This window comes from Paracoccus sp. SCN 68-21 (assembly GCF_001724535.1).
GTDB lineage: Bacteria > Pseudomonadota > Alphaproteobacteria > Rhodobacterales > Rhodobacteraceae > Paracoccus > Paracoccus hibiscisoli.
Window position 1 is genome coordinate 46,878 of the sequence record NZ_MEES01000066.1, and the last position, 18,013, is coordinate 64,890.

Consider the following 18,013-nt stretch of genomic DNA (forward strand, 5'->3'; position numbering starts at 1 on the left):
CCCTCATTGCCCGGCCTTGCGCGCGCGCCAGCGCGTCCACCAGGGGGTGTTCGTGACAAGGATGCCCACCACCGCCAGGAACAGGCACAGCGACAGCGGGCTGGTCAGCACGCCCATCATCATGGCGCCGAAATCCTCGCGTTCGCTGATGATGGCGCGGCGCCAGTTGTCATCCAGCAGCCGCGACAGGATCACCCCCAGGATCACCGGCGCCAGCGGATAGCCGTAAAGCCGCATGAAATAGCCCAGCACCCCGAACCCCAGCATCCAGTAGACATCCGTCAGGCTGTTGTTGATGGCATAGGCGCCGACGATGGACAGGACCATGATCACGGGCAGCAGGACCGTGCGCGGCAGCTCGACGATCTTGACGAACAGGCGGATGCCGGTCAGCCCGAAGATCAGCATGAAGCAGTTGGCCAGCGCCAGCGACCCGACGATGAACCAGAACATGTTGGGCTGTTCGATCATCAGCATCGGACCGGGGTTCAGCCCGTGGATGAACAGTGCGCCGATCATGATGGCGGTCACCGCATCGCCCGGAATCCCAAGCGTCATCATGGGGATGAAGGCCCCGCCGACGGCGGCGTTGTTGGCGGTCTCGGGCGCGACCAGCCCCTCGATCGCGCCCTGGCCAAAGGGGGTTTCCGGGTTGCGGGTCACGCGTTTGGCGTGGTCATAGGCCATCAGCGCCGCGATATCGCCGCCGGTCCCGGGCAGCGCGCCCACCACCGTGCCGATGGTCGATGTCTGCAGGCCAAGCGGCAGATGCTTGCGCACCTTGGACCAGCTGGGAATGATGCCGGTAACGCGCTGGCGCACGGCGGGGGTGTTGATGTTGTGCATCTGGGTCAGCGCCTCGGACACGCCGAACAGGCCGATCATCACCGCCACGAACGAGATTCCGCCGCGCAATTCGTCGATGCCAAAGACAAAGCGGTCCTGGATGGTCAGCGGGTCCATGCCCACCGCGCCGATGCCGATGCCGAAGGCCCCGGCAAAGACGCCCTTGACCAGGCTGTCGCCCGACAGCGATCCGACCAGCAGGATGCCCATGATCGCCAGCAGCATGAAGTCACGCGGCTGGAACCCGAGGGCGAAATCGGACAGCACCGGCGCAAAGGCGCCAAGCGCGAAGATGCCGATGAAGCCGCCGATGAAGGACACCACCGTGACGATGCCGATCGCCTCTCCGGCGCGGCCCTGCTGGGCCAGGGGAAAGCCGTCCAGCGCGGTGGCGATGGCCGATGGCGCGCCGGGGATGTTCAGCAGGATCGCCGTGCGCGACCCGCCATAGACCCCGCCCATATAGATGCCGATCATCAGCGCCAGCGCCGGATAGACCTCCCATGAAAAGGTGAACGAGATCAGGATCGACACCGCCATGGTGACCGACAGCCCCGGAATGGCGCCCACATAGATACCGGCAAAGGTGCCCGCCCCGATCAGGAACAGCAGCTCCAGGTTCATCAGCGGCATCAGCAGGTTCGGCAGGATGTCCATGGCGCCCTCAGAACAGCGAGGTGATGAAGGCGACGATGCGCCCTTCGGGAACGATCCCCTGCGGCATCAGCACCGAGAAGATCAGGCGGAAGATGGCCCAGATGACGATCACCGTGCCCACCGACACCGCCAGGCAGAACGCCCAGGATCGCCGCGACAGGAACCGCACCATCACCACCAGGAACAGCGCCGATGTCGGCAGAAACCCCAGGGGCCGCAGCAGCAGCGCATAGCCCGCGATCATTGCGATGGGCACCACCACGACCGCGGGCAGCACGTTGCGGCGCAGGGTCTGGGTGGTGCCGCGCTCCTTGCGCAGGGTGTCGCGCAGGATGACCAGACCGGTGATGACCATCACCGCCGTGGTGGCCATCGGCACCGCCCCCGGCGCGGACAGCGCCTCGAACCCCGAGATGCCATAGGCCGAATAGAGCAGGAACAGGCTGGCCGACAGCAGCGCCAGGGTAAAGACCAGCTCTCCCGGCTGGCGCTTGGGCTTGAGGTCCATGGGGGGTCCTTCCTTGCGGTCGCGCGCGGCCCGCAGGCGCGCGCAGGTGTGGCGCCGCCCCCGGTCCTGCGGGGGGCGGCGGCCGGCGTCAGGGACGCGCGATGCCGAAATCCTCGGGGGAGTTCTTGGCGATCTCGCTGTCCCACAGGGTCCAGGCGGTCTGGCGCTGCCAGGTGTCCAGGAACTCCTGCGCCTCAGTTCCGGTCAGCGACAGCATGCGGAAACCGCGGCCGTCCATCATCGACAGGAAATCGGCGTTCTGCACGGCTTGGCCATAGGCGTCGGTCAGCGTGGCCACGACGTCGTCGGGCGTGCCCTGACGGACGAAGATGCCGAAGAACGGCCCCCAGGGCAGCAGGTCGGCAAATTCCGGGTTGGTGTCGGTGATGGCCGGGGTGTCGGGCAGCTGTTCGACCCCCTCGACGTCAAAGGCCGCGATGGCCTTGAGGTTGCCCGCGCGGACCGGCTCCAGCGCGGCGCCCAGCACGGCGGGCAGCACGTCGATGGCGCCCCCCTGCAGCGCGGTCAGCGCCGGGCCGTCGCCGTCATAGGGCACCGCCGTCACGTCGATGGGGGTCTTGGTGTTGATCATCGCCGTCACGACCGAGGGCAGGCCACCCGGCCCGGTCGAGCCAAAGCGGATCTCGCCGGGATTCTCGCCGATATAGGAGACCATCTCCGGGAAGGTGTCAAAGGGCGCATCGGCGCGCGCCACGATCACCGGCACGCCGCGGGCGATGATGTTGATGGGCACGAAATCGGCGTAATCCTTGTCGCCCAGGCCCATCACCTTGTACAGCAGCGGGTTCTCGGCCCCGAACAGCAGGGTATAGCCGTCGGCTGCCGCACGCGCGGCCTGGTTCAGGCCGATGGCGCCCACGCCGCCGGTGACGTTCTGCAGGATGACCTTGGCGCCCAGCACCGCCTCGGCATGGGGGGTGACCGACCGGCTGACCGTGTCGGTCGAACCGCCGGCGCCCCATTGGATGATGCCCTGGATATCACGTTCGGGGTATTCGGCCAGTGCGGGCGCGGCCGCCAGGCCAAGCGCGACGATCGCGCCGCAAACCAGATTGCGCATTCGGTTCCTCCCTTGGGTTCGCCCCGTCCTCCCGGGGCTTGTGGCCAGACTTTCGCCCAATCCACCGTTAACGGCAAATACTGTTTTCGCAGTCAACGTAACATGATGTTATACGGGCGGCCGGTCCCAGGTCTCGCGTGCCCGGGCGCGGGCCAGTTCGCGCCGGAACAGGCTGACGGTCTGTTCGGCAAAGCTGGACAGCTGCCGCCCGCGCTTCTGGACCGACCAGGCGGTGATGGTGGCGGGTTCGACCAGGGGTCGGCGCACCAGGCCGGGCATATAGACCTCGGCCACTGAGAATTCGTCGATCACCGCGACCCCCAGCCCGTGGCGGACCAGGCTGACGATGGTCTGGGCAAAGCGGCCCCGCATGGCGTGGCGCGGGCTCAGCCCGGCATCGGTGAAGGGCCGCGCCAGGGTCCGGCCATAGGGGTCGTCGGGGTCCACGCCGATGAAGGGATACTGGATCAGGTCGCGGATCGACACGGCGGATTTCCGTGCCAGATCATGGCCCTCGGGCATGATCGCCACGATCCGCCCCTCGCAGATCGGGATGTTCTCGACCGCGGGGTTGTCAAGGGAGGAGGACATGATCACCACCTCTCCCTGCTCCAGCAGCAGATAGTCCAGCGTCTCCTCGATCTTGAGGATGTTCAGGTCGATATCCAGGTCGGGAAAGCGCTGGCGCAGGCCGCCGATCACCCGCGCCGCCATGAACTGCGCGATGGACGGCGCCGAGGCAAAGGACAGCGTAAACGCCTGGCCCTTCTGCAGCGACCCCACCGCCGCGTTCAGGTTGTCCATCTGGCGATGTACCTGCTCCAGCATGGCAAAGATGGAATGGGCCTCGGGGGCGGGGACGAACACGCCGGCGCGCCGTTCGAACAGGCGGATGCCCAGCCCGTCCTCGGTATGCCGGATCAGGCGGCTGATGCCGGGGGCCGACACGTTCAGCAGATTGGCCGCACCCTGGATCGTGCCGGTGATCATCACGGCACGGACCACCTCGATCTGGCGCAGGGTCAGCTCTCTCATGCGGGGATGATAGGCGCGCCGTGGGAACGTGCAACGGCGAAGACACGGGGCGGTGGCGATTTGCGCCCCCTGCCGGAATGGCCCCTCCCCACGACGCGCGGGGGAAGGGCCTGCATTGATCAATCAGACGCTGCGGGCCTGCGCCTTGTGGCGGCCTTCGGCGAATTCCTCGATCAGCTTGGCGCAAAAGGCCGGCAGGTCGTGGGGGTTGCGGCTGGTGACCAGGCCGCTGTCGGTCATCACCTCCTTGTCGACCCAGGAGGCGCCGGCATTGGTGATGTCGGTTTTCAGGCTGGGATAGGAGGTGATGGTCCGGCCCTTCAGCACGCCCGCCTCGATCAGCACCCAAGGGGCGTGGCAGATGGCACCCACCGGCTTTCCAGCGGCAAAGAAGTCGCGCACGAAGGCAACGACGCCCTCATCCGCACGCAGAGTATCGGCGCCCACCGTCCCGCCGGGAATGATCAGCCCGTCGAACTGGTCGGCCTTGACCGATCTGATCGCACTGTCGATCTGATGCTCGGACCCAGGGTCCAGGTCACCGTTCACGCTGCGCGCGGTGCCGGTCTGGGTGCTGATGACACGGACCGTCGCCCCGGCCTCGCGCAGGGCGGTCAGAGGTTGGGTAAACTCCGGCTCCTCGGTCCCGCGGGGCGAAATCAGCAGGGCAATCGTCTTTCCGTCCAGGGTCATGGGACGTTCCTTTCAGCATCGGGCCTTTCGGCCCTTGTCATGGCGCGGGGCGAACCCCCGGCCTTGGCGGATGCAACGCGGACCCCCGGGGGGCCGGTTCCGGGGCAGCCGATCACCCCTGCGGCACGCCTTGGTCGGCGGGGTCCAGACTGCCGGGGTCCGCGACCCAGGCCCGGCCGCGCGCCGCGGCCAGCAGCGCCGCGTGCAGGCCCGCATCACCGTCATGCGCCCCCGCCCGGATGGCGGCGATATCGGCGGTCGCGTCCTGCGGCGGTCGCGCCAGCTCGCGCCGCGCCATGGCCAGCGCATTGGCCGCCAGCAGCGCGTGATAGCGCGCGTCAGGCCCGCCCGGCGCGACATCCTCGCGCAGCGCCTGTTCGGCGGCGGCGATCAGGTCCAGCGCGTCGGTCATGCGGCCTCCGGTGCGGTCATCCGCAGCAACTGATATTCCAGCGTGTCGGCAATGCGCCCGGTCAGCGCCAGATGCAGCGACCGCTCGGCCCCGCTGGCATGGCGGTCGCCCTGCTGCAGCGCGATCACGGCCCATCGGGCATGGGCCATCACCTCCCACCAGCGCACGCGGGCGGGGTCCGGGGCAACGCCCCCGGCATCGGCATAGCCCGCCAGCACATCGGCGCGCGCGGCGATGCCTCCCCCCTCCAGATCGGGGCGCGAGAACCGCCAGCAACGCGCGCAGAACCACCCCAGATCGCAGGCCGGGTCCGACCAGGCGGCGAATTCCCAATCCAGCACGGCGGTCAGGCCCTGGGCATCGACCAGCACGTTGCCGGTGCGGAAATCCTGATGCGTCAGGGTCACCCGGTCGGGCACCGGCGCATGGCGTTCGGCCCATCGCAGCGCCCATTCCAGGCCCGGACGCGGGGCCGGCCGCGCATCCAGCCAGCCGCGCAACCCCGCCACCGCCGCCAGCGCCGGGTCCGCCGGGCGCGGCCCCAGGATCGCCGCCAGCGCCGGGTCCGGGTCGATCGCATGGATCAGCGCCATCTGGCGGCCCAACTCACGGCCCAACGCCGCGCGGTCGCCGCCCAGGGACGTGTCGCGCACGACCTTGGGGCCGTAGCCGGTGCCGCCCACCCAGGCCATCGCCGCAAAGGGCGCGCCGATGACCGAAGGGTCATCGCAGAACCCCAGGGGCTGCGGCACCCGGACGCCCGCGCGATGGGCGGCGGCGATCAGGGCGTATTCCTCGGCGCGCGAGCGGCTGGCGGCGATGGTCGCGGGCGCGTCACGGCGGATCACCACGCGGCGCGTGGTCGCGCCCGCCGCGACCGTCACCGCCCAGTTCTCCTGGATCGCGCCGCCCGACAGCTTGTCGGCGGCGGTCACCCGCGCGCCCGGCAGGTCCAGCACGCCCGCCAGCCAGGCGTCCAGCGCGGGGTTGTCCCGGAGGCTCATGCGCGCCATCCCCAGAAATCGTCCCCCTCGCGCGCATAGGCGTCGGCCAGCACCATCCGGTGCACCTCGGAGGCGCCATCGACCAGCCGCGCCTGGCGGGCATAGCGATAGATCCATTCCAGCACCGTGTCGCGGGAATACCCGCGCGCGCCGTTCAGCTGGATCGCCACGTCCGCGGCCTGATGCAGCGTGTCGGCCACATGCAGCTTGGCCATCGACACCTCCTTGCGGGCATGGCTGCCCTGGTCCAGCGCCCAGGCCGCGTTCATCGTCAGCAGCCGCCCGATCTGGATGTTCAGCGCCACGCCGCCCAGCATCAGCCGCACGGATTCGCGGTCGGCCAGGCGGATGCCGAACCCCTCGCGCGCGTCGACATAGGCCTGCGCCTCGGCCATGCAGCGCTTGGCCAGGGCCAGCCAGCGCATGCAATGCGTCAGACGCGCGGTGCCAAGGCGGATCTGGGTGACCTTCAGCCCGTCGCCCACGCCCATCAGGCGGTTCTCATCGGGGATCTCCAGCCCGTCGAATTCCAGCTCGCAATGGCCGCCATGCTCCTCGGGGCCCATGATCGCAATCCGGCGCAGGATCTTCCAGCCGGGCTGGTCGCGGTGGAACAGAAAGGCCGTCAGATGGCGGCGGCGTTCGTCAGGGTTCGGGTCGGTGCGCGCGATCAGGATGAAATGCGCCGCGCCCTCGGCCCCGGTGATGAACCATTTGCGGCCCGTGACGCGCCAGACATCGCCGTGGCGCACGGCGGTCGTGCCGATCATGCCGGGGTCGGACCCGCCGCCGGGCGCGGGTTCGGTCATCACGAAGGACGACCGAACCTCGCCCGCCACCAGCGGCGCCAGCCAGCGCGCCTGCTGGTCCGGCGTGCCCACGCGGGCCAGGATGTCCATGTTCCCGTCATCGGGCGCCGCGCAGTTGAAGACGGCGGGCCCGAAGATCGAGCGGTTCGCCTCCTCATACATCACCGCGCGACCGGTGACCGGCAGGCCCATCCCGCCAAGCGCCTGTGGCACCTGCGGGCACCACAGCCCCGCCGCGCGCGCGCGGGCCCGCAGCACCTGCAGCGGGCCGTCGGCGATGTTGTCATGCGCGTCCCAGTTGGCGCGGTCGGCCTCGACGGGCAGGATTTCGGCCTCGACGAAATCGCGGGTGCGGCGGCGTATCTCCTCCAGCCGGGGGTCCAGGGCGAAATCGATCATGGCAGTCCTCTCCTTGCGTCTCCCGCAAGGGCCACCATCCACCAGCGCCCGCGCCTTGTCGATACGACAGCGCGGCAATCGCCTGGTCCCGCCAAGAGGCGGACCGCCCTGACCAGCTAGCCAAGCGCCGGTTGCGCGATTGCCAGGACAGGCGCAGGCGGCGTCTCTGCCGCGGCTAGCAGGGCCGACAGCGCGGGCCGGCAGGAGCCGCAGGACGTGCCCGCCCCCACCGCCGCGCCGATTTCGCCCACCGTGCGGCACCCGCCCGCCACCGCGCGCAGGATCGTGTTGCGCCCCACGCCCAGGCAGGCGCAGACCTCGGGGCCCGCATCGGGCATCCCCGCTGCGGGCCAGCCCCCCAGACAGCCGCGCGGGTCGGCGCCCAGCAGGCTGCCGACATGGCTGCGCGACAGCCGCACGGGGCCGGGCGCGACGAACAGCGCCGCCGCCAGCCGCCCGTCGCGGACAAAGGCCATCCGGGCCAGGCCCTGCGCCCTGTCGATCATCGTCTGCGCGGGCGCGCCCAGGCCCAGCAGGCGCATGGCCCAGTCCTGCCAGTCGGGGGGTGCGGTGGTGCCCGCCATCTCGACCTGCCAGCCGCCGGGCAGGCGGGCGCGCGCCCAATAGGCGCAATCGGGCGCGACCGGGGCGTCGCTGATCAGAAAGCCGTGCCAGCGTGCCTCCAGCCGGGCGACCGACACCGGCGCCGATTTGCTGGCAGGCTGCCCCGAAACCGGGTCCGTGACCGGCGCGACCAGCGCGTCGATGCGCCCGCCCGAGGCAGTCTGGTCGCTCCAGTGGATCGGGGCAAAGGGGTGGCCGGGGCGCACGCGGTCGCTGACCAGCACGCGCAGCACGGCCTGCGCCCCCTGCCCCCGGACCTGCGCCAGATCGGCGGTGGCCAGCGACAGGCGTGCGGCGTCGCGGGGGTGGATCTCCAGATAGGGTTCGGCCAGATGGCGGGACAGGCGGGGCGATAGGCCGGTGCGGGTCATCGTGTGCCACTGATCGCGGGTGCGTCCGGTGTTCAGCAGCATCGCCCCCGGCGCAGGCAGGGCCGCCGCGACCGGGACCATCCGCGCCCGCCCGTCCGGCGTGTGGAACCGCCCCGTGCCAAAGAACCGCCCCCCGCGCTGCGCCGGACCCTGGGGCCACAGCACCGGCTGCATCGTGGTGTAATCCGCGCCCGCCAGATCCGAGATGTCGAAATCGCCGCCCAAGGCCCCCGCCACGCCCGACAGCGCCGCATGTTCGGCGAATATCTGCGCGGGGCCCGCCCAGTCAAAGCCCGCAAAGCCCATGCGGGTCGCGACCTGCGCGATCTGCCACCAATCGGCGCGCGCCTGCCCCGGCGCGGGCAGCGCCGCGCGCTGGCGGCTGATGCGGCGTTCGGAATTGGTGACCGTGCCGTCCTTTTCCCCCCAGGCCGTCGATGGCAGCAGCACATCGGCCAGCCGCGCCGTGTCGGTGTCGGGCCAGGCCTCGCTGACGGCCACGAAATCGCAGGCGGCGATGGCGCGGGCCACGCGGTCGGCATCGGGCATGGTGACGGCGGGGTTGGTGTGGATGATCCACAGCGCCTTGATGCGCCCGTCCTCGACCGCGCGGAACAGATCGACGGCCTTGAGGCCGGGGCGGTCGGCCATGCGCGGCGCGTTCCAGAAGGCCCGGACGGCGTCGCGATGGGCGGGGTTCTCCAGCTCCAGATGGCAGGCCAGCGTGGTGGACAGCCCGCCGACCTCGCGCCCGCCCATGGCATTGGGCTGGCCGGTGACGCTGAAGGGGCCACTGCCGGGACGCCCGATGCGCCCCGTTGCGAGGTGACAGTTCAGGATCGCGTTGACCTTGTCGGTGCCGCTGTCGGACTGGTTGATGCCCTGGGAATAGACGGTGACGACCCGGTCGGTCGCGGCCCACATCTCCAGGAACGCGGCCAGATCGGCGGGCGGCAGGCCGGTCGCCTGCGGGCGGGCCCCGCGCGCCGCCGTCAGCGCGGCGTCCAGCCCCGCGACATGGGGCAGAAAGCCCGCATCCATGCGGCCCGTGTCGAACAGGTGGCACAAAAGCAGGTTGAACAGATGCGCATCCGCCCCCGGCGCGATGGCCAGATGCAGGTCGGCCCCGTCGCAGGTCGCGGTGCGGCGCGGGTCGATGACGACGATGCGCATGTCGGGTCGCGCGGCCTTGGCGGCCAGCAGGCGCTGATGCAGGACCGGGTGGCACCAGGCCAGGTTCGACCCGGTCAGCACGACCAGATCGGCCAGCTCCAGATCGTCATAGAGGCCGGGCACGGTGTCGCTGCCAAAGGTCCGGCGGTGGCCCGCCACCGATGACGCCATGCACAGGCGGGAATTCGTGTCGATATTCGCACTGCCGATGAACCCCTTCATCAGCTTGTTGGCGGCATAGTAATCCTCGGTCAGCAATTGCCCCGAGACATACATGGCCACCGAATCCGGCCCGTGATCGCGAATGGCCGTGCGGAACCGGTCGGCCACCAGATCCAGCGCCGCGTCCCAGGACGCATCTGCGCCGCCTGCGCGCGGAGTCAGCAGGCGGCCCTGCGTGGCCACGGTTTCCCCCAGTGCCGCGCCCTTGGTGCACAGTCGGCCCCGGTTGGCCGGGTGGTCGGGGTCGCCCGTGACCCTCAGCCCGCCCTGCCCGTCCGGCGTGGCCAGCACCCCGCAGCCCACCCCGCAATAGGGGCATGTGGTGCGGACCGTCATGCGGCCCGCCTCAGCGCGCGAACATCCAGCCAGATGCGCCCGCCCTCGACCCGGACGGGATGGGTGGCAACCGCGCCACTGTCGGTGCCCTGCGCCTGTCCGGTCGCCATGTCGAACACCCAGTTGTGCAGCGGGCAGGTGACCTGGGTGCCGTGCACGATCCCTTCGGACAGCGGACCGCCCTTGTGCGGGCAGCGGTCGTCCAGCGCAAAGACCCGGTCGTCGGCGGTGCGGAACACCGCGACGCAGCCGTGGGGCGTGCGCACCACGCGGGCGCCCTGCGGCGGGATGTCGTCCAGTGCGGCGATGTCGATCATGCTCATTCGGCTGCCCTCAGGGTCAGGTCGGCCACGGGGGCCCATTCGGCGGGACGGGCGGCGTGATCGGCCCAGGGGTCGGTCTGATAAATCGCCTGGCTTTCCGCGAACCGCGCCACAAGCGCGGCGCGCGTCGCAGGGTCCGCCACCTGATCGCGGCACCAGTCCAGCCCCACCTTGTCCACCCATTTGTAGATGCGGTGCAGATAGCGGGCGTTCTCGCGATACAGCTGCACGAAGGCCGCGGTGACGTCGCAGACCTCATCTGCGGTCGCGACCGTCAGCAGCGGCACCGTCTCGCGCACGTCCATGCCGGCGGTGCCGGCGGCGCCCGCCACGCTGATCTGGAACCCGCTGTCCACGCAGACGATGCCGATATCCTTGCAGGTGGCCTCGGCACAGTTGCGGGGACAGCCGGACACGCCCAGCTTGACCTTGGCGGGCGTCCAGGACCCCCACAACAGCTTCTCCAGCCGGATGCCCAGACCCGTCGAATCCTGGGTTCCAAAGCGGCAGAACTGCTCGCCCACGCAGGTCTTGACCGTGCGCAGGCCCTTGGCATAGGCATGGCCCGACACCATCCCGGCATCGTTGAAATCAGCCCAGATCGCGGGCAGATCCTCCTTGCGCACGCCCAGCAGGTCGATGCGCTGGCCACCGGTGACCTTGATCATCGGCACCGCGTATCGGTCAGCAGCATCCGCGATGGCGCGCAGTTCGGCGGCGGTCGTCACGCCGCCCCACATGCGTGGGACGACCGAATAAGTGCCGTCCTTCTGGATATTGGCGTGGTTGCGTTCGTTCACGAAACGGCTTTGCCGGTCGTCGCGGTATTCCGTGGGCCAATCCGCGATCAGGTAATAGTTCAGCGCAGGGCGGCAGGACGCGCAGCCGCCGACCGACCGCCACCCCAGATCCTGCATCACGGCGGGGATGGATTTCAGGCCCATCGACTTGATCAGGCGGCGCACGTCCTCGTGCGTGTGATCGGTGCATTTGCACATCGGCGGGTTGGCGTTGGCCGCGAACCCGTCGCCCAGGGTCAGCGCCATGACCTGCTCGACCAGCCCGGTGCAGGTCCCGCAGGACGCGCTGGCCTTGGTCAGCCCGCGCACCGCGTCCAGTGTGGTCGCGCCGCCCTGGATGGCAGCGGTGATGGTTCCCTTGCACACGCCGTTGCAGCCACAGATCTCCGCCTCAGGCGGCAAGGCTGCAACGGCTGCCAAAGGGTCCGCTGAGGCGCCTCCTGCAAAGGCGGGACCAAAGATCAGCGTGTCACGATCCGCCGTGATGTCCGCACCGCTGCGGATCTTGTCGAAGAACCACGCCCCGTCCGCCGTGTCGCCATACATGACGGCGCCGATCAGGCGACAGCCCTCCAGGATCAGGCGTTTGTAGATGCCGCGGCCAGGGTCGCGGAACACGATATCCTCGCGCCCCGGAGCCTCCGCGAAATCGCCCGCGCTGAACAGGTCGCAGCCGGTGACCTTCAGCTTGGTCGCGGTCTGGACGGGCCGGAACGCGGCCTGATCGCCTGCCAGCGTCGCGGCCAGCACCCGCGCCTGATCGTAAAGCGGCGCGACCAGGCCGAACAGCTGGCCGTCATGTTCCACGCATTCGCCAAGCGCAAAGATCGCCGGATCGCTGGTCCGCATCTGGTCGGTGACGGTGATGCCGCGCGTGACCTCCAGCCCCGCATCGTTGGCCAGCCGCGTCTCGGGGCGAATGCCCACGGCCATGCACACCAGATCGGCCGGATAGACGGTGCCATCCTCCAGCAGGACGGCCTCGACGCGGGCATCGCCCAGAATCGCCTTGGTCGCGCCCTTGCAATGGACGCGGATGCCGCGCGCCTCCAGGTCGCGCTGCAGCAGATAGCCCGCGGCCGGGTCCAGCTGACGCTCCATCAGGTGGCCCATCAGGTGGATGACCGTCACCTCCGCGCCGCGCGCGGCCATGCCGGCGGCGGCCTCCAGCCCCAGCAGACCGCCACCGATCACGACCGCCTTGGCGCCGGGGCGGCTGGCCGCGATCATCGCGTTCGTATCCTCGAGGTCGCGATAGGCGACCACGCCGGGCAACGTGTGACCCGGCAGCGGGATGATGAAGGGCGCCGAGCCGGTGGCGATGACCAGCGCGTCGTATTCGACCGGGCCGCGCGCGCCATGCACGATCTGCGCCTCGCGGTCGATGGCGGTCACGGCCTCTCCAAAGCGGCAGGTGACGCCGTGGGTATCATACCAATCCGGGTCGTGGGTGACGATCTGATCATAGGTCTTGTCGCCCGACAGGACCGGCGACAGCATCAGCCGGTTGTAATTGCCGCGCGGTTCGGCGTTGAACAGGGTGACGTCCCACTGGCCGGGGGCCATGTCGAACAGATGCTCCAGCATCCGGCCCGAGGCCATGCCCGCGCCAATGACGACCAATTTCTGTGCCATGATGCTACTCCGCCGCTTCGACGAAGCGATGACGTTCGTACAGGAACCGCAGCACCGATTCCCGGGCGCGCACGTAATCGGGCTGGCTGGCCAGGCGGATGCGGTCGCGGGGGCGGGGCAGCGGGACGGTCAGCACCTCGCCGATGGTGGCGGCGGGGCCGTTGGTCATCATCACGATGCGGTCGGCCAGCAGCACGGCCTCGTCCACGTCATGGGTGATCATGATCATCGTGTTCCCAAGCCGGGCGTGGATGTCCATCACCGCGTCCTGCAAATGGGCGCGGGTCAGGGCGTCCAGCGCGCCGAAGGGTTCGTCCAGCAGCAGGACCTTGGGCTCCATCGCCAGCGCCCGGGCGATGCCCACCCGCTGGCGCATCCCGCCTGATATTTCGGCGGGGCGCTTGTCGGCGGCGTGGCTCATCTGGACCAGGTCCAGGTTCTGCATGATCCAGTCATGGCGTTCGGCGCGGGTTTTGGTGGACCCGAACACCTTGGACACGCCCAGCTTGATGTTGTCATAGACCGACAGCCACGGCAGCAGGGAGTGGTTCTGGAACACCACGGCGCGGTCGGGGCCGGGCGCGTTGACCTCCTGCCCGTCCAGCAGGATGCCGCCGGTGGTCACGTCGGTCAGGCCCGCGATCAGGTTCAGCAGGGTCGATTTCCCGCAGCCGGAATGGCCGATGATGCTGACGAATTCGCCCTTGTCGATGGTCAGGTTGATGTCGGACAGGACATGGGCCGCCTTGGCCCCGGACCCGAAGGTCTTGGACAGATGTTCGATGGACAGGTATTTCATGGTCATTCCCCTTACACGGCCGTGCCGCGAGAGACGACGCGTCCGATCCAGCCGACCAGACGATCCAGGATGAAGCCCGTGCCGCCGATATAGGCCAGGGCCACGATGATGTCGCTGAGGCGGGACGAATTCCACGCATCCCAGATGAAGAAGCCGATGCCCACGCCGCCGGTCAGCATCTCTGCCGCGACGATGGCCAGCCAGGACAGGCCGACCCCGATGCGCAGCCCCGAAAAGATGTAGGGGGCGGCGGCGGGGACCATGATCTTCCAGAAGAACTCGACCTGATTGAGGCGCAGGACGGCGGCGACGTTGCGGTAATCCTGCGGGATGGCGCGCACGCCCGCGGCGGTGTTGATGATCACGGGCCAGATCGCGGTGATGAAGATGACAAAGATCGCCGACGGCCCGCTGTCCATGAACGCGGCCAGGCTGATGGGCAGCCAGGCCAGCGGCGGCACCGTGCGCAGGATCTGAAAGATCGGGTCGAACCCGCGCATCATCAGCGCCGATTGACCGATGACCGCGCCGGCCAGCACGCCCACCACGGCGGCCAGCCCGAAACCATAGGCCACCCGCTCCAGCGAGGTCAGGACGCGCCAGCCCAGGCCGATATCCTGGGTGCCATAGACAAAGAACGGGTCCAGGATCAGCTCGGCGCTGTCGGCCCAGACCTGCGTCGGCGTGGGCAAGCCAGAGGTGTCGCCCGAAAAGCCGATCTGCCAGATGGACAGCAGAACGACCAGCACGACCAGCGGCGGCAGCACCGCATTGATCAGCCCGCGACCGCGCCTGATACACGGGGCCAGGCGGTCGGGGGTGCGGGGGGGCAGCGCCACGACGGCGGCTGCGGGTTTCGGGGTCAGGTCCAGCTTGCGCTTGAGGGCGGTGACGTTCATCGGATCACACCATCGCCTTGATGGACTGGGCGTCCAGATAGGCGTCCGGGTTAGCCGGATCGAAGGTCTTGCCGTCAAAGAACGTCTCGACCCCACGGCTGTCGCCGAAATCGACGCTCAATCCCAGACCGGCGGCGGCGGCCAGCCACAGGTCGCTGCGGTTCGTGCCATTGACCAGCGCGGTGGTGTCCAGATCGCCGGGCAGATAGCCCCACCGCTTGTTTTCCGTGATGAACCACGCATCCAGCGATTTCCACGGATAGGAGGTTTCTCCATTCTCGCCCCAGAACTTCATCGCAAGCTCGGGGCGCAATTCGTCGCGGCCGTTGCCGTAATTGATCTGGCCCTGGATGCGGCCGATGATGTCGTCCACGGGGACGTTGAACCATTGGCGGCGGCCGATGATCTCGGCCATCTCCTGCTTGTTCTCGGGCTGCTCGCACCACATCTGCGCCTCCATCACGGCCATCATGATGGCGATGGTGGCGTTGGGGTTGGCGTCCACCCAATCGGCGCGCATGCCCAGCACCTTTTCGGGATGGCGCGCCCACAGCTCTCCGGTCGTGGCGGCGGTAAAGCCGATGCCCTGGTTCACCAGCTGTTCGTTCCACGGTTCGCCCACGCAGAAGGCCTCCATGTTCCCGACCTTCATGTTGGCGACCATCTGCGGGGGCGGCACGACGATCAGATCGACCTCACTGGTCGGGTCGATGCCGCCCGCGGCCAGCCAATAGCGCATCCACAGATCATGCGTGCCGCCGGGGAAGGTCATGGCGACCGGGATCTCGTCGCCCGCGGCGCGGCGGGCGGCAAAGATGTCTTTAAGGGGGCTCGAGTCGATCCCCACGCCACTGTCGGCGTATTCCTGGCGCACGGACAGGCCCTGCCCGTCCTCGTTCAGGTTCAGCAGGGTGTACATGGGCAGGGGCTGGCTATTCTGCATTACGCTGCCGGTGGAATACAGATGCACCTTGGGGCGCAGGATATGGCCGCCATCAATGCCGCCCGATGCCGACCCCAGGGCCATGTTGTCGCGCGTGGCGCCCCAGCTGGCCTGCTTTTCGACCAGCACGTCGGGCATGCCGTGCTTGGCAAAGAACCCCTTTTCCACCGCGATCATCAAGGGCGCGCTGTCGGTCAAGGCGATATAGCCCAGTTTCGCGCCGGTCACCTCGGGGGTGCCGGGGGTGGCGGCCCATGCGCCTGCGGGCAAGACCAGCCGGGCGGCGGCCATCGTGGCCAGTGCGCCTGTGGCCTGCAGGAAGCGGCGGCGGGAGGGAGGCTTGATGAGGGTCATCTGGCGGTTCCTTGAACGGGCGCGGATGCGCAAATGCGAAAGGCCACCTGCCGCAGCCCCGGGCGGGGGCACGATCAGATGGCGTCATTGCCTATGAGGGGGTCCGCGTCCTTGCGGTCAGGGATCAAACGCGGTGCGCCGTTGCATCCGCCTTTCGTTTACCATTCCTAGCCGTGATCCCTTCTGGCAAGCGGCATCCGCCGGATCGGGCGCATCGCCCGGCGCAGGGCCGTCGAAAGCGTCACGTTGCCCGCAAAATCAGCGCCCGGCGAATGCCGGATCAAACAAATGCCCGTCAAAGAACGCATCCGCGCCCAGAATCATCTGGCCCTGTTCGGCGGCGACCAAGGTGGGGGCGGCCATCGCGCCCTCGATCCGGGCCGAGGCGCCGGGCAGGTCGGCGCCGGCCTCACGCAGGTGGCGACGATAGAGGTCGGTGCGGAAACACTCGGCCGCCCGCACCGCCGCCCGGTCCGGGTCCAGCCCGTGACGGGCCGCGATGCGCGCGCCCAGCAGCGCGGCGATGCTGCGCCACGGGAAGGTCGCCCCCTGCGCGTGAAAGCGGATGAAGTCGGGATAATCGCGCAGATCGCCTGCCGCGGTGACATGCAGCCGCCCCAGCAGGCCCCGTTCGCACAGCTCGGGCGACAGGTTCAGATAATCGGGGCGCGACAGGATCTCGGCGGCGGTGCCGCGATTGTCGGGCCGGTCCAGCCAGCGCCCGGCCCGCCACAGCGCGCGCATCAGGCGACCCGTGGGATCGGGGCGGGTATCGGCAAAGGCGCGGGTCATCACCAGCCCCTTTTCGGGCGGCGCGGCCCAGATCGCCCGCCCCGCCAGCAGCAGCGCCCCCACCCCGCGTTCCACCGCGACCGAGGCCCAGGGTTCGCCCACGCAAAAGGCGTCCACCTCTCCGGCGGCCAGCGCGTCGGCCATCTGCGGCGGGGGGACGGTGCGGATGGTCAGGCGGTGCGCCAGGGCCGTGCCCTCCAGCCAGTGGCGGACCAGTTCGGCCTGGGTCGAAAAGGGAAACGGCACGCCCACGCGCAGCGGTCCGGGATGGGCGGCCTCCAGCGCGTCGCGGGCGGTCACGGCATGCTGGAAATCGAATGGGTGGCCCAGATCGCGCAGCCGCGCCTCGACCTGGCGGGACACGGCGATGGCCTGCCCGCCCTGCGACAGGATCATCAGCAGATCAAAGGCCGGATAATCCGGGCCCAGCCCCAGGGTCTGCGCGATGGGCATGGGCACCAGCATATGCGCGGCATCGACCGCGCCGGTGCCCAGCAGGTCGCGCGCCTGCGCCCAGCTGCCCGCGCGGATCAGCGCCAGGTCCAGCCCCTCCTCGGCGGCGAATCCCAGTTCGTGGGCGACGATCAGGGGGGCGGCGTCGGTCAGCGGCAGATAGCCAAGGCGCAGGCGCTCGCTCATGTCAGCAGGCCCGCCGCCATCACCAGCTGCTGTGCGATATCGGCCACCCGGCGCTTCTGGTCCATCGCGGTGCGGCGCAGCAGGGCATAGGCGGCCTCCTCGTCGATGCCGCGCGCCTTCATCAGGATGGCTTTCGCGCGGTCGATGATCTTGCGCTCCTCCAGCGCGGCCTTGGTGGCGGCCAGTTCGGCACGCATCTTCTGGAACATGTGGAACCGCGCGATGGCGGCATCCAGGATCGGCTTGATCCGGTCGCGGTGCAGCCCATCCACGACATAGGCGGACACGCCCGCCTCGATCGCGGCGCGGGTCAGCTGTTCGTCGGACCGGTCCACGAACATGGCCACGGGGCGTTCCAGCGGGCCGGACATCAGGGCCAGCTCCTCCAGCACGTCGCGCGAGGGGTCGGCCACATCGATCAGCACGATGTCGGGCTGCTGTTCTGCGATGCGGCGCGCCAGGCCCGTCTGTTCCGCGATGACGGTGACCAGGTGATCGCCCGAGGCGCGCAGCCCGTCCACGATCCGGACCGCCCGGTCCGGGTCCCGTTCCACCACGATGATCGACAGTCGCTCCATCGCTTCAATGACACCGCCCGGGGGACGAATGACAAGGCCGCCCCCGCGCCCGCACCCCGCCAGCGCAGCCGATGCCCGCAA

16 protein-coding genes are annotated in these 18,013 nt (G+C 69.2%); all 16 read right to left on the reverse strand.

Annotated features, from left to right (window positions below; genetic code table 11):
- Positions 1-3: 3 nt before the first annotated feature.
- Positions 4-1,503, reverse strand: a complete 1,500-nt coding sequence (locus tag ABS73_RS14675; RefSeq protein ID WP_277021884.1) for a tripartite tricarboxylate transporter permease — start codon at positions 1,501-1,503, stop codon at positions 4-6.
- A 7-nt stretch (positions 1,504-1,510) separates the two neighbouring features.
- On the reverse strand, positions 1,511-2,011 hold the full coding sequence (locus tag ABS73_RS14680) for a tripartite tricarboxylate transporter TctB family protein (RefSeq protein ID WP_277021886.1): 501 nt from the start codon (positions 2,009-2,011) through the stop codon (positions 1,511-1,513).
- A gap of 88 nt (positions 2,012-2,099) precedes the next feature.
- Positions 2,100-3,092, reverse strand: a complete 993-nt coding sequence (locus tag ABS73_RS14685; protein WP_277021889.1) for a tripartite tricarboxylate transporter substrate binding protein — start codon at positions 3,090-3,092, stop codon at positions 2,100-2,102.
- 108 nt (positions 3,093-3,200) lie between these two features.
- Complete coding sequence (locus ABS73_RS14690) at positions 3,201-4,127, reverse strand: LysR family transcriptional regulator (protein ID WP_277021891.1); 927 nt, start codon at positions 4,125-4,127, stop codon at positions 3,201-3,203.
- A gap of 123 nt (positions 4,128-4,250) precedes the next feature.
- Complete coding sequence (locus tag ABS73_RS14695; RefSeq protein ID WP_277021893.1) at positions 4,251-4,820, reverse strand: type 1 glutamine amidotransferase domain-containing protein; 570 nt, start codon at positions 4,818-4,820, stop codon at positions 4,251-4,253.
- Between the two features lie 112 nt (positions 4,821-4,932).
- On the reverse strand, positions 4,933-5,232 hold the full coding sequence (locus tag ABS73_RS14700) for a hypothetical protein (protein ID WP_277021896.1): 300 nt from the start codon (positions 5,230-5,232) through the stop codon (positions 4,933-4,935).
- On the reverse strand, positions 5,229-6,236 hold the full coding sequence (locus ABS73_RS14705) for a phosphotransferase family protein (protein WP_277021898.1): 1,008 nt from the start codon (positions 6,234-6,236) through the stop codon (positions 5,229-5,231). Before ABS73_RS14705 ends, ABS73_RS14700 begins: the two co-directional genes overlap by 4 nt.
- The gene (locus ABS73_RS14710; RefSeq protein WP_277021901.1) at positions 6,233-7,444 is read right to left on the reverse strand and encodes an acyl-CoA dehydrogenase family protein; all 1,212 of its coding nucleotides are present in this window, start codon (positions 7,442-7,444) and stop codon (positions 6,233-6,235) included. The genes ABS73_RS14705 and ABS73_RS14710 overlap by 4 nt, the downstream gene beginning before the upstream one ends.
- A 116-nt stretch (positions 7,445-7,560) precedes the next feature.
- The gene (locus ABS73_RS14715; protein ID WP_277021904.1) at positions 7,561-10,170 is read right to left on the reverse strand and encodes a nitrate reductase; all 2,610 of its coding nucleotides are present in this window, start codon (positions 10,168-10,170) and stop codon (positions 7,561-7,563) included.
- Positions 10,167-10,493, reverse strand: coding sequence for a nitrite reductase small subunit NirD (nirD, locus tag ABS73_RS14720; RefSeq protein ID WP_277021906.1), 327 nt, complete (start codon positions 10,491-10,493; stop codon positions 10,167-10,169). Before nirD ends, ABS73_RS14715 begins: the two co-directional genes overlap by 4 nt.
- On the reverse strand, positions 10,490-12,928 hold the full coding sequence (gene nirB / locus ABS73_RS14725) for a nitrite reductase large subunit NirB (RefSeq protein WP_286693535.1): 2,439 nt from the start codon (positions 12,926-12,928) through the stop codon (positions 10,490-10,492). The genes nirD and nirB overlap by 4 nt, the downstream gene beginning before the upstream one ends.
- 4 nt (positions 12,929-12,932) lie before the next feature.
- A complete protein-coding gene (locus tag ABS73_RS14730) occupies positions 12,933-13,727 on the reverse strand; it encodes an ABC transporter ATP-binding protein (RefSeq protein WP_277021909.1) in 795 nt (264 codons plus the stop codon).
- A gap of 11 nt (positions 13,728-13,738) precedes the next feature.
- Positions 13,739-14,626: a nitrate ABC transporter permease gene (ntrB, locus tag ABS73_RS14735; protein ID WP_277021911.1), complete on the reverse strand. Its 888-nt coding sequence runs from the start codon at positions 14,624-14,626 to the stop codon at positions 13,739-13,741.
- A gap of 4 nt (positions 14,627-14,630) precedes the next feature.
- Positions 14,631-15,923: a CmpA/NrtA family ABC transporter substrate-binding protein gene (locus ABS73_RS14740; protein ID WP_277021912.1), complete on the reverse strand. Its 1,293-nt coding sequence runs from the start codon at positions 15,921-15,923 to the stop codon at positions 14,631-14,633.
- Between the two features lie 258 nt (positions 15,924-16,181).
- On the reverse strand, positions 16,182-17,354 hold the full coding sequence (locus ABS73_RS14745) for an ABC transporter substrate-binding protein (protein ID WP_277021914.1): 1,173 nt from the start codon (positions 17,352-17,354) through the stop codon (positions 16,182-16,184).
- Positions 17,351-17,932: an ANTAR domain-containing response regulator gene (locus ABS73_RS14750; protein ID WP_136856424.1), complete on the reverse strand. Its 582-nt coding sequence runs from the start codon at positions 17,930-17,932 to the stop codon at positions 17,351-17,353. Before ABS73_RS14750 ends, ABS73_RS14745 begins: the two co-directional genes overlap by 4 nt.
- Positions 17,933-18,013: the final 81 nt, after the last annotated feature.

Bases quoted from the DNA above. Each gene is read 5' to 3' on its own strand.
- ABS73_RS14675 (WP_277021884.1), bottom strand. From the start codon at position 1,503: ATGGACATCCTGCCGAACCTGCTGATGCCGCTGATGAACCTGGAGCTG.
- ABS73_RS14680 (WP_277021886.1), bottom strand. From the start codon at position 2,011: ATGGACCTCAAGCCCAAGCGCCAGCCGGGAGAGCTGGTCTTTACCCTG.
- ABS73_RS14685 (WP_277021889.1), bottom strand. From the start codon at position 3,092: ATGCGCAATCTGGTTTGCGGCGCGATCGTCGCGCTTGGCCTGGCGGCC.
- ABS73_RS14690 (WP_277021891.1), bottom strand. From the start codon at position 4,127: ATGAGAGAGCTGACCCTGCGCCAGATCGAGGTGGTCCGTGCCGTGATG.
- ABS73_RS14695 (WP_277021893.1), bottom strand. From the start codon at position 4,820: ATGACCCTGGACGGAAAGACGATTGCCCTGCTGATTTCGCCCCGCGGG.
- ABS73_RS14700 (WP_277021896.1), bottom strand. From the start codon at position 5,232: ATGACCGACGCGCTGGACCTGATCGCCGCCGCCGAACAGGCGCTGCGC.
- ABS73_RS14705 (WP_277021898.1), bottom strand. From the start codon at position 6,236: ATGAGCCTCCGGGACAACCCCGCGCTGGACGCCTGGCTGGCGGGCGTG.
- ABS73_RS14710 (WP_277021901.1), bottom strand. From the start codon at position 7,444: ATGATCGATTTCGCCCTGGACCCCCGGCTGGAGGAGATACGCCGCCGC.
- ABS73_RS14715 (WP_277021904.1), bottom strand. From the start codon at position 10,170: ATGACGGTCCGCACCACATGCCCCTATTGCGGGGTGGGCTGCGGGGTG.
- nirD (WP_277021906.1), bottom strand. From the start codon at position 10,493: ATGAGCATGATCGACATCGCCGCACTGGACGACATCCCGCCGCAGGGC.
- nirB (WP_286693535.1), bottom strand. From the start codon at position 12,928: ATGGCACAGAAATTGGTCGTCATTGGCGCGGGCATGGCCTCGGGCCGG.
- ABS73_RS14730 (WP_277021909.1), bottom strand. From the start codon at position 13,727: ATGAAATACCTGTCCATCGAACATCTGTCCAAGACCTTCGGGTCCGGG.
- ntrB (WP_277021911.1), bottom strand. From the start codon at position 14,626: ATGAACGTCACCGCCCTCAAGCGCAAGCTGGACCTGACCCCGAAACCC.
- ABS73_RS14740 (WP_277021912.1), bottom strand. From the start codon at position 15,923: ATGACCCTCATCAAGCCTCCCTCCCGCCGCCGCTTCCTGCAGGCCACA.
- ABS73_RS14745 (WP_277021914.1), bottom strand. From the start codon at position 17,354: ATGAGCGAGCGCCTGCGCCTTGGCTATCTGCCGCTGACCGACGCCGCC.
- ABS73_RS14750 (WP_136856424.1), bottom strand. From the start codon at position 17,932: ATGGAGCGACTGTCGATCATCGTGGTGGAACGGGACCCGGACCGGGCG.